Genomic DNA, 12,023 nt, shown 5'->3' with positions numbered 1-12,023 from the left:
CCGAGCCTGTCGAAGGGCCGTAGAATCGCGCCTCGTGTCTCTCACTATCGGAATCGTCGGCCTCCCCAACGCGGGTAAGTCGACGCTCTTCAACGCGCTGACCAAGAACAACGTGCTCGCGGCGAACTACCCGTTCGCGACCATCGAGCCGAACGTCGGTGTCGTCGGAGTGCCCGACCCGCGCCTGGCGGAGCTGGCGAAGGTCTACGGCTCGCAGAAGCTGCTGCCCGCGACCGTCGAGTTCGTCGACATCGCCGGCATCGTGCGCGGGGCGTCGCAGGGTGAGGGCCTGGGCAACAAGTTCCTCGCGCACATCCGCGAGGCCGCGGCGATCTGCCAGGTGACCCGCGTCTTCCGCGACGAGGACGTCACTCACGTCGACGGCAAGGTCGACCCGGGCTCCGACATCGAGACGATCCAGACCGAGCTCATCCTCGCCGACATCGAGACGGTCGAGAAGGCCGTCGTCCGCCTCGAGAAGGAGGCGAAGAAGAACAAGGACCTCGCCGCCAACCTCGCCGCGGCGCAGGAGGCCAAGGCCGCCCTCGAGGCCGGCACGCCGATCATCGCCACGAAGATCGACCGCTCCCTGCTGCGCGAGCTCTCGCTGCTGACGGCCAAGCCGTTCATCTACGTCTTCAACTGCGACACCGACGAGCTCGCCGACGAGGAGCTCAAGGCGAAGATGCAGGAGCTCGTGGCTCCGGCGGAGGCGATCTTCCTCGACGCCAAGATCGAGTCCGAGCTGATCGAGATGACCGACGAGGAGGCGCTCGAGATGCTCAACGACCTCGGCATCGCCGAGTCCGGCCTCGACCAGCTCGCCCGCGTCGGCTTCGACACCCTCGGCCTGCAGACCTACCTCACAGCCGGGCCCAAGGAGGTCCGCGCGTGGGAGATCAAGAAGGGCGCCACCGCCCCCGAGGCCGCCGGCGTCATCCACACCGACTTCCAGAAGGGCTTCATCAAGGCCGAGATCGTCTCCTTCGACGACCTCATCTCGCTGGGCTCCGTCGCCAAGGCGCGTGAGGTGGGCAAGGCCCGCATGGAGGGCAAGGACTACGTCATGCAGGACGGCGACGTGGTCGAGTTCCGCTTCAACGTCTGAGTGGTCGGAGCGTGACAGCCGCAGAGTTGTCCCCGCGGCCGAGCGCGCGACGCCGGGCTGCGGTCGCTGCCGCGGTGGTGACGGCAGCAGGCGCGTGCGCGACGTTGCTGGCCTGGGGCGCGTGGGGCTGGGTCGTGACCTGCAGCGTGCCGTCGCTCGTTGCCGCGGTCACGCTGGTGGTGCTCGCGCGACCCCGCGGGGTGATGGCGCGTGACCAGGTCGTCGTCATGGCAGCCGCGACCGCAGGGGGTCTCCTGCTCATCGGGTGGGGACTGGTCGCGCTGCTCGATCCGGCGCACACGGTCGGATGGGAGATGCCCAGCAGGAGGGGCAGCCTGACCGTGGAGACCGAGGACGATGCGCCTCGCATGGGCTGGGTGTGGGTCGGCCTCGGCGTCGCGACCCTTGCCGTCGCCCCGATCTACTGGGCCCAGGAAACGTGGCGGGCCCGCAAGCGCCGATCGCCCACGTGGACCCGGCGCCGCTGAGTGACCGCCCCGCAGGGAACCGGCCTCCGGCTCCCGCAACTGGTCGTGAGTGGCAGATTTCAGGCTCAGAAATCTGCCACTCAAGACCAGTTCCGGGCTTCGTTCTGTTGAGGCTCAGCGGCTGAAGGTCAGGTGGACCGTGCCGCTCTCGTCATCGGTCTCGGACGTGACCTCGTAGCCCGACTCCAGGCCGCGCAGGTCGTCCCAGAGCCGGATGCCGCGACCGAGCAGGATCGGGGCGATCGCCACGTGCAGCCGGTCGACGAGCCCGGCGAGGAGGAAGTCGCGGACGACGCTCGCGCCGCCGCCGACGCGCACGTCGCGCTTGCATGCCGCCTCCTGCGCCTGTTCCAGTGCCTCACGCGGGCTGGCTGCCACGAAGTGGAACGACGTGCCGTTGGCGAACTCGATCGATGGTCGCTCGGCGTGCGTCAGCACGAAGACCGGGCAGCGGAACGGCGGCTCCTCGCCCCACCAGCCGCGCCAGTCGGGGTCGTCACCGTGCAGGTGCAGCCCGAACATGCCGGCGCCCATGATCTCCGCCCCGATCCCCTCGAAGTACGCCGCGGCGTACTTCTCGTCGATGCCGGTCGTGCCGCTGTCGGCGTTGCCGAAGACCCGTTCCTGCATCGTCCGGGTCGCGACGTACGCCGCGGTGAGCCGGCCCCAGTCCTCGCCGAAGGGATTCTCCGGCGTCTGGTCCGTCGTGGTGGCGAATCCGTCGAGGGAGATGTTGAGGTCGACGCGCACGGCCATGCGCCCAGACTGGCAGGTGGGGTCCGTCGGGTCACGCCGCCGTGGCGGCGACCGTCGCGCGGATCCGTTCGAGGGTCTCGGCCATTCCGTCGCGCAGCGTCTGGGTGAACGCGGCCTGGCCGCCCAGCCAGGTCTCCTGGGCCGTGATCGACGACGGCGACAGCCCATTCGGCGCCTCGCGGCGCTGGGTCAGCCGCGTGCCGGCGGGGGAGGGCGCGACGGTGAAGGACCAGACGGACCAGTTCTCCTCGATCCGGAACGCGATCTCGCGCTCGCCCTCGAAGCGGACCACCTCCGCGTGGGTGATCCACGCGAGCTCACCGAGCACGTTGCGGTTGGTCACGCGGGCACCGAGGCCGATGGTCTCGTGGCCGGCGGAGGGGCGGACCGACTCGACCTGCGGGCTCCACTCCGGCATGCGGCGCAGGTCGCTGACGAGCGCCCAGACCTCGGCGGGTGGGGCGGCGATCTCGATGCTCTGCTCGAGGACGGGGACGTTCATGGGACAGGCTCCTTTGCGACCGATCGGACGTTCAGTTCACCGTAGAGCCGATACGACCTTTACGTCCAGTCGGTCGCATAGACTGTCGGCATGGAGCAGGTCGACGGACGACGCGCACGGGGTGATGCCACCCGGCGTACGGTCGCGCGCGAAGCGGCGATGGTCGCGACGGTGAGCGGCCTCGACTCGATCACCGTCGGCGGGCTCGCTGCGGCCACGGGGGTCAGCAAGTCCGGCATCCTCACGGTCTTCGGGTCCCGCGAGAGCATCCAGGTCGCAGCCGTCGGGGAGGCGCGGAAGATCTTCCGCGAGGCGGTGATGGCACCCGCCTGGGGAGCCGAGCCCGGGGCGCAGCGGCTGCACGCGATCCTCGACGCCTGGCTCGCCTACCAGCGAGGTGAGGTCTTCCGCGGCGGGTGCTTCCTGACCGCCACCTCGGTCGAGTACGGCCACCGCGACGGTGCCGTCGCCGACAGCGTGCGCGCGCTCAAGCGCGAGTGGCTCACGCTGCTCGCCGCGGACCTGGCGACGGCCGGCCACCCCGAGCCCGACGACGCGGCGTTCCGCATCGACGCATTCCTCGCCGGCGCCAACACGATGCACCAGCTCTTCGGCGGCGACGGCGCGCTCGAGCAGGGCGTACGCCACGCCCACGCCGTCGTCGACGAGGCCCGCTGACGGGCCCGATCAGGTCAGCCACGCCTCCGGGGCGAACTCACGCCCGAAGTCGGGGCACGCCTCGTTCTCGCAGCGCCCCTGGGTCTCGAAGGTGATCCCCGCGTTGCCGGTGCGCGCGACTGCCTCGGCGTCGTCCGGCCGCAGGTGCCCGCCGCTGCGCAACGGCTGGCCGCAGGTGGGGCAGTGCGGGGCGACTGGTTCGGCGAGCTCTCCCATCCCGCCACGGTAGCCCCGCTGACCGGCACGCGACCAGGGCATGTCTCTCAAGTCCCGGCCTGCTGCACGGCCCCGAATCGAGAGACATGCCCTAGCGTCGGAGCATGCCCGTCATCCCGCCTCCGGTCATCGCACTCGGCTTCGCCGCGGTGCAGCACGCACTCGCTCCGAAGCAGGGCGCCGGCCCGGTCCGCAAGGTCGCCGCGACCGCCCTCGCCGCGGGCAGTGTCGGCCTCGCCGGCGCGGCGGTTGCGCGCTTCCGTGCCGCGCAGACCACGGTGCATCCGCTCCACCCCGAGAAGGCGAGCACGCTCGTCACCGACGGGCCCTACCAACGCACGCGCAATCCCATGTACGTCGGCATGGCCGGCGCGCTCGCCGCCCACGCGCTGGGGGAGGGCGGCCTGCTCACCTGGCTGCCCGTCGCGGGCTTCGTCCTCGCGATCGACGAGCTCCAGGTCCAGCCCGAGGAGCGGGTCATGGAGCAGAAGTTCGGCGAGCAGTGGGACGACTACGCGCTGCGTACGAAGCGCTGGCTGTGAGGGCCGGCCGCTGAGCCCGCAGGCCGTGCCGCGAGCTCAGCACTTCGGGCCGGGCACGCTCGACCGCTTCACCTTGAAGACCCAGCGCCGGCGCGGGTGTTCGCTGACCGACCAGAGAGTGTCGTTCTCGCCGACGTAGGCGATGTCCTCCGGACCGATCGGCAGCGCCCAGCGGTGCTCGCGGAAGTTGCCGGGCCGCCCGACGTACAGGCTGCCGAGGCCGGCCGGTCCACGGCTGGAGGTGACGTACCAGGTCCCGTCGACGACGGTGGCGCCCTGCATGCCACGCTCGCCCTGCGCGTCGAGCAGCAGCGGGCGGGAGTAGCCATCCTCGGCCTCCAGCAGGTGCCACGACTCCGGATCGAGCGGGAAGCGCGCAAGGCGGGTGCTCTGCTTGCGGCGGCCGTACTCACCGGCGACCAGCTCGGGTCCGCTCCGGCCCGTGCGGTCCAGGGAGAGGAACGAGTAGCGCAGCGGCTCGTGTCCCTCGTCGGCGGAGGCCTGCCAGGCGAAACGGAGCGGCAGCACGTAGCGATAGCCGTGTGTCGCGAGGCGGTCGCCGACGCGCCCCACCTTCGCGTGGTCGGCCACGTGCAGGTCGTCGGGCACCCGCAGCAGGTCGTCCACCCGGAATGCGTAGATGCCCTTGCGGGTGCCGGCGACGTAGAGGTGGTTGCCGGCCCAGACGATCCCGCCGGCGTGGGCGTGCAGCGGCTCGAGCTCCACCCGGCCGTCGACCATCTTGGGGACGACGAGCAGGACGTGGCGGTAGTGGCGGCCCAGGAAGTCGATGAAGGAGATCCGCGTGCCCTTGCCGTAGCCGCCGACCTCCTTGGAGTACCAGCTCACCGCGATCACCTCGCGGCCGTCGAGCCGGGTGGACGCGAAGGCGTCGGCCGACGTCGTGATGCCCTGCGGCCACCAGCGCTCGGTCCGGTTGTCGGCCGTCTCCCAGCGCCAGGCCGCCGCGACCTTGAGCCCTGCCGGCAGTGAGCGGCGCATGCGCCGGCGTCCCGGCGTACGACGGTCGGCGAGGAGCGCCCCGACCCCGCCGGCGCGGCCGCCACAGAGGTCGGCCAGGGCGTCGATCTCCTCGACGCGCTCCTGGGTGCGCCGCAGGTGCACGCCCTGGATGAACTCGTACGCCATGTCTGGCACCGTAGCGCCCATGAGAGGGATCTTCTTCGAGGAGGACGACGCGCGGGCAGCGGCTGCGCGACTCCGCTCCGACGGCTTCGACGCCGACGTCGTGCGTGAGCGCCTCGCCGGCGAGGACGACGACGAGGACCACCCGTGGGCGGTCGTCACCGACGCTCCCGACATCGCGCTGGAGCTCCTCGTCGACGAGTTCGACGGCTGGCTCGAGGTCGACGCACAGGCGCCGACGGCGGTCGTGCTGCCTCCGCTGAAGGCCGATCTCCCGCAGGCGCCGATCAGGGTGAAGCGGCCAGACCTGCAGTGATGCGGAGCGGCTGGCGCCGGCCTGTCGGTCGCGCTGGCTAGGGTTGCGGGCATGACGCTTCGCCCCGCCGACATGCGGCTCCTGCTGGTGCACGCGCATCCCGACGACGAGACGATCCAGAACGGCGCGACGATGGCGCGCTACGTCGCGGAGGGCCGCCAGGTGACGCTGGTGACCTGCACGGCGGGCGAGCTCGGCGAGGTGCTGGTGCCCGAGCTGGCACACATCGCCGCCGACCAGGACGACGTCCTGGGCGATCATCGCCGCGAGGAGCTCGCGGACGCGATGAAGATCCTCGGCGTCACCGACCACCGGTTCCTCGGTGGCTTCGGCGCCTACCGCGACTCGGGCATGAAGTGGCACGAGCAGGGCCACGCGATCGCGGCCGACGAGACCGACGAGCGGGCCTTCGCCAACGCCGACCTGACCCAGGCAGCCGACGAGCTGGTGAAGGTGATCCGCGAGGTCCGGCCCCAGGTCCTCGTCACCTACGACGAGTTCGGCAACTACGGCCACCCCGACCACATCCAGGCCCACCGCGTGGCGATGTACGCCGCCCAGCTGGCCGCCGTCGCCTCCTACAAGCTCGACCTCGGCGAGCCGCACGACATCGCCAAGATCTACTGGTGCGCGATGAGCGAGGGCCGCATGCGCGAGAGCCTCAGGGCGCTCCGTGCCAGTGGCGACACCGAGACCTTCGCCGGCATGGACCCCGAGGGTGACATGGGCCCGTTCACGACGCCCGACGTGTGGCTCGCGGCCGCTGTCGACGGAGGCGAGTTCGGTGAGCAGAAGATCGAGGCGATGAAGGCGCACCGCACCCAGATCGACCCCGAGGGCCCCTTCTTCGCGATGGGCGGCTCCGTCGGCACGGCCTTCTGGAGCACCGAGTTCTACCGCCTGGCCAAGGGCACCTTGGGTCCGGTCGGGCCCGAGGGCTTCGAGACCGACCTCTTCGCGGGGCTCTGATGGGGCGCCGACTCGGCGGCGGCGCCGCCCTCATCGTCAGCATCGCGGTCCTTCTCCTCCTGGGCGGGCTCTACGCCGCGGCCTGGGTCTTCGCGGCCGACAAGCTCCCTCGTGGTGCCACCGTGGCCGGCGTCGAGATCGGCGGCCTCTCGCCAGAGGCCGCCCAGGAGAGGCTGGAGAAGGAGTTCGCCGGCCGAAAGGCCGTCGAGGTGACCGTCGGCGGTGCGCGCGAGACGCTCACGGTCGCGCAGCTCGGCTTCCGGTTCGACGCAGCGGCCACGGTCGAGGAGGCCGGTGGCGGACGTTCGTTCGACCCGCGCCGCCTCTGGGAGTACTACGCCGGCGTCGACGAGGTCACGCCGGTGATCAATGTCGACGGAGGCACCTTCGAGCAGGCGATCGCCGGGCTGGAGAAGCGCCACGGTCGAGCGGCGCGCGAGGGGGCCGTCCGCTTCAAGGGTGCTGTCGCGAAGGCGATCCCCGCGGCGACCGGTCTCGGCCTCGACCGTGACGAGACGCGCAAGGCGCTCCAGGCGGCGTACGTCGCGGGCGAGGGAGCGACACTGCCGCTGACCGACGTGCAGCCCGAGGTGACCGACGAGGAGACCGCTGCTGCGCTGGAGGCCTTCGGTGAGCCGGCCGTGAGCGGCCCGGTGACGCTGCTCTTCGACGACCAGCGGATCGTGCTGAAGCCGGTGGAGTTCACCCCCGCGCTGGCGCTGGTGGCACAGGACGGCGAGCTCGTCCCGCACCTGGGTGCCAAGCGGCTGAAGGCGATCGTCGATGCGCGTCTCGGTGACGCAGGCAAGCCCGTCGACGCCACGGTCGAGCTCGTTGGCGGTGTGCCGCGGGTGGTGCCGGGCAAGCCGGGCGTCACCTACGACCCGAAGGACGTCAGCGCCCAGTTCCTCGACGTCGTCACCAAGCCGGCCGGCGAGCGCACGCTCGCGGTGCAGGCGAAGGTCGCGAAGCCGGAGGTCACCACTGCCGAGGCCCGCAAGTGGGGGATCAAGGAGAAGGTCTCCACGTTCACCACCTACTACCCCCACACCGACTACCGCAACGTCAACATCCCGCGGGCCCTCGAGCTGATCGACGGCACGGTCCTGGCGCCGGGTGAGACGTTCTCCCTCAACGAGACGGTCGGTCAGCGCACAGCAGCCAACGGGTTCGTCGAGGGCTTCGTCATCGACGGTGGCCAGATCACCACGGCCTTGGGTGGAGGCGTCTCGCAGGTGGCGACGACGACCTTCAACGCCGCCTTCTTCGCCGGCCTGAAGGACATCCAGCACAAGCCGCACAGCCTCTACTTCGACCGCTACCCGGTCGGGCGCGAGGCCACGGTGGCCTGGCCCTACGTCGACCTGAAGTTCGAGAACGACACGCCCTACGGCGTCCTGATCGACACCAGTGTCCAGCGCTCCACGCCGGGCAGCTCAGGCGTCGTCACCGTCTCCATGTGGTCGACGAAGTACTGGGACATCACCACCTCGACCAGCGAGCGCTACAACATCGTCCAGCCGGGCGAGCGCGTCTCGACCGATCCCGACTGCGAGCCGCAGGATCCCAACACCGGCTTCGACATCAAGGTCTACCGCTACTTCAACCGCAACGGCGAGCGGGTGCGCACCGAGACGATGACGACGCACTACAACTCCGCCGACAAGGTGACCTGCCGCAAGCCCGAGGAGAAGAAGCCCGCCGCCCGCTGACGCCGAGGTGGGGCTTGTGGCCCGCCGAGGAGTGGCTTGTGGTCACGCGAGGTGGGGCTTGTGGTCAGCGACCCGTCAGCCAGGCTGGTGCGCGGAACATCCAGCGCATCCCCGCGCCGAGCAGGGCGCGGTGGAGCACCAGGCAGGCGCCGGTGACGGCCACCGTCGCGAGCAGGGGGTACGTCGCGAACGCGATCACCTCGGACGGCCCGGGGTCCGGGCCGATCCGCATCGGGATGTGTGCGAGCACGCCGATCACGAGCAGGTGCAGCACGTAGACCTGCAGCGTGCGCTGGCCGAGCCACGCGAGCGGGCCCGCTGCCGCGGTACCGCTGAGTCGCTGGGCGACGGCGATCCCGAGCGGCACGCCGAGCAGGGCCAGCAGCACGACGGAGGCGGAGAGTCGCAGCGGGGCCACGAGCACGACGACGGTCGCTGCCGCGTAGACGAGGCCTACTGCGCGCAGGGAGAGGTCGGCAGCGGCCACCCGGCGTACGGCGTCGGGGAACCAGGCGCCTGCAGCGAAGTAGACGAAGTGACTGAGGAAGGCGATCTCGTTGTTGCCCTCGAGCCCCCACCACGACACGCTCGCAGAGAGGCCGGCTGCCACCGCGAGCACGGGCCCGGGCGGGAGCTTCCGCAGGAGCCGGGCCAGCAGGAAGTAGGCCGTCATCGCGTAGAGGAACCACATGCTCGTCGCGGGCAGCACGAGCTGGCGCGCCAGCTCCTCGATGCTCGTGATCCGGTTCGCTGGCGTGGTCGTCTCGAGCAGGTAGAAGCCACTGAGGACGCCCAGCCAGACGACGTAGAGCCATGCGGGGGTGAGCACACGGCGGCGCACCTGCGCCCACGGGCGATGGATCGCTCCGGCGGCGAAGAAGCCGCTGACCAGGAAGAAGAGCGGCATGCGCACGGGCTTCAGTGCCCAGGTCACCGAGGCCCAGATGTCCTGCCAGTGGGGGTGGCCCAGCGGTGCCACGAGGTCCAGCTGCTTGTGGACCAGGTGGTGCAGCACGACCAGCAGGATGCATGTGCCCTTCGCGACGTCTGCCCAGGGCTCGCGCCGGGAGGTCGCCGAGGGGCCCGACGGTGTCGGGCTCGGCTGCTCGAGGACCTGCGATGTCACGGAAGGAGTAAACGGCCCACGGGGCACCGCGTGACGGGAAGGTGACGCAGCCGACAGGCGCCAGGCGCAGGCTCAGCGAGGCGGTGTGAGGTACTCCATGCGGTGGTGCTCCGCGAAGCCCAGGGAGCCGTAGAGCGCACGAGCGGCGAGGTTTCCGGTCTCCACGTGGAGCCATGCGTGCGACGCGCCCTGCTCGGCGCCCCACTCCAGCAAGGCGGCGAGAGCGGATCGGGCGAGCCCCCGGCGCCGGTGGCCCGCGTCGACGACGAGGTCGTGGATCCCGAGCCATTCCCCGGTGACGGTGGCCTGCGCCTCGACGATCGAGTCGCAGGCGCCGCCGTGGCTCACCGAGGCGTACGCCGACCCGCTCGCTGCGGAGCCCCTCTCCGTGAGCTCCGGGCTGACGAGCGCCGGATGGGCACGCGCGGCGCGGAGTGCGCGGCCGGTGCCGGCCAGGAGGAAATCGGCCTCGCCGCCGGCCGGCGTACAGCCGAGGGCGCGAAGTGCGCCTGCCAGGTCGGAGCCGGTCTCGACGTGGAGGAGCGCGGCCTGGTCGCGCGCGGCGTACGCGGCGACGACCTGCTCGACCGCGGCCGCGAGCGGCATGCGCGGGTCGACCACCGCGAGGCAGGAGTTGGCCCGCCGCCGGGGGACGGCGGGGGAGGAGCGGACCTGCCAGGCGCCCACCCGTGACGTGGTGACGGACGACCACAGGCCGGCCACCTGGGCCTCGCACTCAGCGACCGTGGCACGCATCCGGACGCTCGGTCGGGGCGGGACCGGCTTGCCCGAGACGATCAGGTCGAGGGGGATCTCGACCCAGTCCCCGGCGGCCGTGACGACCACGCAGGGGTCCCAGGCGACGCAGTCGCCGAGCACATCGGTGAACGCCGGACCGCCCGTCGGGCCGGTCTGCCCGGGCACCAACCGACGCACCACGACGCGTTGCCCGACGACGTGAGGGCCCAGATAGGGAGAGCGGGTGCTGTCGGGCATGACCGGGATACTAGGCTGGGCCGCGCAAGCCCTCTTCCAAGCCTTCGGAGGTCAGGATGACCTACGTCATCGCCCAGCCGTGTGTCGACGTCAAGGACCGCGCGTGCGTCGACGAGTGCCCCGTCGACTGCATCTACGAGGGCAAGCGGATGCTCTACATCCACCCCGACGAGTGCGTCGACTGCGGTGCGTGCGAGCCGGTCTGCCCCGTCGAGGCCATCTACTACGAGGACGACGTCCCGGCCGACCAGAAGCAGTACTACGACGCCAACGTTCACTTCTTCGACGACCTCGGCTCGCCGGGTGGCGCCGCGAAGATGGGTGAGATCGACAAGGACCACCCGATCATCGCCGAGCTCCCCCCGCAGAACCAGGAGTGACCTTCTCCGGTCCTGTCTCGGGACGTCTCCCCGACTTCCCCTGGGACAAGCTCACGTCGTACGCCGAGAAGGCACGCGCGCACGCTGACGGCATCGTCGACCTCTCGATCGGCACGCCGGTCGACCCGACTCCGCAGGTCGCGGTCGACGCCCTCGTGGCTGCGGCCAACTGGCCGGGGTACCCGACCACGATCGGCCTGCCCGCGACGCGTCAGGCGATCAGCGACTGGTTCGCGCGCGTCCACGGCGTGACCGGGCTCGGCCTCGACCAGGTCCTCCCGGTCGTCGGCACCAAGGAACTCATCGCCCAGCTCGCGCTGCACCTCGGCGTGACCGAGGGCGACCTGGTGGTCTTCCCGGAGGCCGCCTACCCGACGTACGAAGTGGGTGCGGCGCTCGCCGGCGCGACGCCGAAGGCGAGCGACTCGCTGACCGCGCTGGGGCCGCAGACGCCGAAGATCCTCTGGCTCAACTTGCCGTCCAACCCGACCGGCCGCGTGCTTCCGCCGGAGCACCTGAAGAAGGTCGTCGACTGGTGCCGTGAGCGCGGCGTGCTGCTCGTCTCCGACGAGTGCTACCTCGACTGCGTCTGGGAGGGCGAGGCCCTCTCGGTGCTCCACCCCTCGATCTCCGGTGGGTCCGCCGACGGCATCCTGGTCGTCCACTCGCTCTCCAAGCGGTCCAACCTCGCGGGCTACCGTGCCGGCTTCGTCGCCGGTGACACGGCGGTCATCAAGGAACTTCTCGCCGTCCGCAAGAACCTCGGCCTGATCGTCCCCGGGCCGGTCCAGGAGGTCATGACCGCGGTCTACTCCGACGATGCGCACGCGGAGGAGCAGTACGCCCGGTATGCCGCGCGTCGGACCCGCCTCAAGGCCGCGCTCGAGCAGGCCGGCTTCACCGTCGACCACTCCGAGGCCGCCCTCTACCTGTGGTCGACCCGCAACGAGGACTGCTGGAAGACGGTCGCCGACCTCGCCGACCTCGGCATCCTGGCCGCCCCGGGTGCCTTCTACGGGCCGGCCGGAGCCCAGCACGTGCGCATCGCGATCACCGCGACCGACGAACGCATCGACGCCGCGATCGCC

15 protein-coding genes are annotated in these 12,023 nt (G+C 71.0%); 9 read left to right on the top strand and 6 right to left on the bottom strand.

The features are described 5' to 3' along the window. Positions 1 to 34: 34 nt before the first annotated feature. Both ychF and VLF38_RS12970 read left to right on the top strand, forming a co-directional pair. Positions 35 to 1,108 (top strand): redox-regulated ATPase YchF, encoded by a 1,074-nt coding sequence (ychF, locus tag VLF38_RS12975; RefSeq protein WP_325271663.1) that lies wholly within the window; start codon positions 35 to 37, stop codon positions 1,106 to 1,108. A gap of 11 nt (positions 1,109 to 1,119) precedes the next feature. Further along, the gene (locus tag VLF38_RS12970; protein ID WP_325271662.1) at positions 1,120 to 1,596 is read left to right on the top strand and encodes a hypothetical protein; all 477 of its coding nucleotides are present in this window, start codon (positions 1,120 to 1,122) and stop codon (positions 1,594 to 1,596) included. A gap of 114 nt (positions 1,597 to 1,710) precedes the next feature. Here VLF38_RS12970 and VLF38_RS12965 read toward each other — a convergent pair whose 3' ends face one another. Together VLF38_RS12965 and VLF38_RS12960 are read right to left on the bottom strand one after the other, a co-directional pair. Continuing rightward, positions 1,711 to 2,352, bottom strand: coding sequence for a dihydrofolate reductase family protein (locus VLF38_RS12965; RefSeq protein ID WP_325271661.1), 642 nt, complete (start codon positions 2,350 to 2,352; stop codon positions 1,711 to 1,713). Positions 2,353 to 2,383: 31 nt separating this feature from the next. Then, entirely contained in the window at positions 2,384 to 2,854 is a 471-nt protein-coding gene (locus VLF38_RS12960; protein ID WP_325271660.1) for an SRPBCC family protein, read from the bottom strand. A 90-nt stretch (positions 2,855 to 2,944) separates the two neighbouring features. Between VLF38_RS12960 and VLF38_RS12955 the strand changes: the two genes are divergently transcribed. Beyond that, complete coding sequence (locus VLF38_RS12955; protein ID WP_325271659.1) at positions 2,945 to 3,532, top strand: TetR/AcrR family transcriptional regulator; 588 nt, start codon at positions 2,945 to 2,947, stop codon at positions 3,530 to 3,532. 9 nt (positions 3,533 to 3,541) lie between these two features. Here the strand turns inward: VLF38_RS12955 and VLF38_RS12950 are convergent, their stop codons facing one another. After that, entirely contained in the window at positions 3,542 to 3,748 is a 207-nt protein-coding gene (locus VLF38_RS12950; RefSeq protein ID WP_325271658.1) for a hypothetical protein, read from the bottom strand. 104 nt (positions 3,749 to 3,852) lie between these two features. On the opposite strand from VLF38_RS12950, the gene VLF38_RS12945 reads away from it, so the two are divergent. Beyond that, complete coding sequence (locus VLF38_RS12945; protein ID WP_325271657.1) at positions 3,853 to 4,290, top strand: isoprenylcysteine carboxylmethyltransferase family protein; 438 nt, start codon at positions 3,853 to 3,855, stop codon at positions 4,288 to 4,290. Positions 4,291 to 4,326: 36 nt separating this feature from the next. On the opposite strand, the gene VLF38_RS12940 is transcribed toward VLF38_RS12945, so the two are convergent. Continuing rightward, positions 4,327 to 5,439, bottom strand: a complete 1,113-nt coding sequence (locus tag VLF38_RS12940) for a hypothetical protein (protein WP_325271656.1) — start codon at positions 5,437 to 5,439, stop codon at positions 4,327 to 4,329. A 19-nt stretch (positions 5,440 to 5,458) separates the two neighbouring features. Here VLF38_RS12940 and VLF38_RS12935 point away from each other — a divergent pair, with 19 nt between their 5' ends. The 3 genes from VLF38_RS12935 to VLF38_RS12925 are packed head-to-tail and all read left to right on the top strand — an operon-like array spanning position 5,459 to position 8,433. Next, the gene (locus VLF38_RS12935; RefSeq protein ID WP_325271655.1) at positions 5,459 to 5,752 is read left to right on the top strand and encodes a hypothetical protein; all 294 of its coding nucleotides are present in this window, start codon (positions 5,459 to 5,461) and stop codon (positions 5,750 to 5,752) included. Between the two features lie 51 nt (positions 5,753 to 5,803). Continuing rightward, positions 5,804 to 6,721 (top strand): N-acetyl-1-D-myo-inositol-2-amino-2-deoxy-alpha-D-glucopyranoside deacetylase, encoded by a 918-nt coding sequence (gene mshB / locus VLF38_RS12930; RefSeq protein ID WP_325271654.1) that lies wholly within the window; start codon positions 5,804 to 5,806, stop codon positions 6,719 to 6,721. Continuing rightward, on the top strand, positions 6,721 to 8,433 hold the full coding sequence (locus VLF38_RS12925) for a VanW family protein (protein ID WP_325271653.1): 1,713 nt from the start codon (positions 6,721 to 6,723) through the stop codon (positions 8,431 to 8,433). Before mshB ends, VLF38_RS12925 begins: the two co-directional genes overlap by 1 nt. Before the next feature lie 64 nt (positions 8,434 to 8,497). Here the strand turns inward: VLF38_RS12925 and VLF38_RS12920 are convergent, their stop codons facing one another. Together VLF38_RS12920 and VLF38_RS12915 are read right to left on the bottom strand one after the other, a co-directional pair. Continuing rightward, the gene (locus VLF38_RS12920; protein WP_325271652.1) at positions 8,498 to 9,559 is read right to left on the bottom strand and encodes an acyltransferase family protein; all 1,062 of its coding nucleotides are present in this window, start codon (positions 9,557 to 9,559) and stop codon (positions 8,498 to 8,500) included. A gap of 72 nt (positions 9,560 to 9,631) precedes the next feature. Beyond that, complete coding sequence (locus VLF38_RS12915) at positions 9,632 to 10,555, bottom strand: GNAT family N-acetyltransferase (protein WP_325271651.1); 924 nt, start codon at positions 10,553 to 10,555, stop codon at positions 9,632 to 9,634. 56 nt (positions 10,556 to 10,611) lie between these two features. Here VLF38_RS12915 and fdxA point away from each other — a divergent pair, with 56 nt between their 5' ends. Together fdxA and dapC are read left to right on the top strand one after the other, a co-directional pair. Further along, positions 10,612 to 10,935, top strand: coding sequence for a ferredoxin (gene fdxA / locus VLF38_RS12910; RefSeq protein WP_107700536.1), 324 nt, complete (start codon positions 10,612 to 10,614; stop codon positions 10,933 to 10,935). Continuing rightward, the coding region (dapC, locus tag VLF38_RS12905) for a succinyldiaminopimelate transaminase (RefSeq protein WP_325271650.1) at positions 10,932 to 12,023 on the top strand (1,092 nt) is incomplete at its 3' end. The genes fdxA and dapC, both read left to right, overlap by 4 nt.

The organism is Nocardioides sp. (assembly GCF_035481145.1).
Lineage (GTDB): Bacteria > Actinomycetota > Actinomycetes > Propionibacteriales > Nocardioidaceae > Nocardioides.
This window is presented reverse-complemented; position numbering and strand designations above follow the sequence as displayed.

Bases quoted from the DNA above. Each gene is read 5' to 3' on its own strand.
- mshB (WP_325271654.1), top strand. From the start codon at position 5,804: ATGACGCTTCGCCCCGCCGACATGCGGCTCCTGCTGGTGCACGCGCAT.
- VLF38_RS12915 (WP_325271651.1), bottom strand. From the start codon at position 10,555: ATGCCCGACAGCACCCGCTCTCCCTATCTGGGCCCTCACGTCGTCGGG.
- VLF38_RS12950 (WP_325271658.1), bottom strand. From the start codon at position 3,748: ATGGGAGAGCTCGCCGAACCAGTCGCCCCGCACTGCCCCACCTGCGGC.
- VLF38_RS12955 (WP_325271659.1), top strand. From the start codon at position 2,945: ATGGAGCAGGTCGACGGACGACGCGCACGGGGTGATGCCACCCGGCGT.
- VLF38_RS12960 (WP_325271660.1), bottom strand. From the start codon at position 2,854: ATGAACGTCCCCGTCCTCGAGCAGAGCATCGAGATCGCCGCCCCACCC.
- fdxA (WP_107700536.1), top strand. From the start codon at position 10,612: ATGACCTACGTCATCGCCCAGCCGTGTGTCGACGTCAAGGACCGCGCG.
- VLF38_RS12925 (WP_325271653.1), top strand. From the start codon at position 6,721: ATGGGGCGCCGACTCGGCGGCGGCGCCGCCCTCATCGTCAGCATCGCG.
- VLF38_RS12935 (WP_325271655.1), top strand. From the start codon at position 5,459: ATGAGAGGGATCTTCTTCGAGGAGGACGACGCGCGGGCAGCGGCTGCG.
- VLF38_RS12965 (WP_325271661.1), bottom strand. From the start codon at position 2,352: ATGGCCGTGCGCGTCGACCTCAACATCTCCCTCGACGGATTCGCCACC.
- VLF38_RS12940 (WP_325271656.1), bottom strand. From the start codon at position 5,439: ATGGCGTACGAGTTCATCCAGGGCGTGCACCTGCGGCGCACCCAGGAG.
- VLF38_RS12945 (WP_325271657.1), top strand. From the start codon at position 3,853: ATGCCCGTCATCCCGCCTCCGGTCATCGCACTCGGCTTCGCCGCGGTG.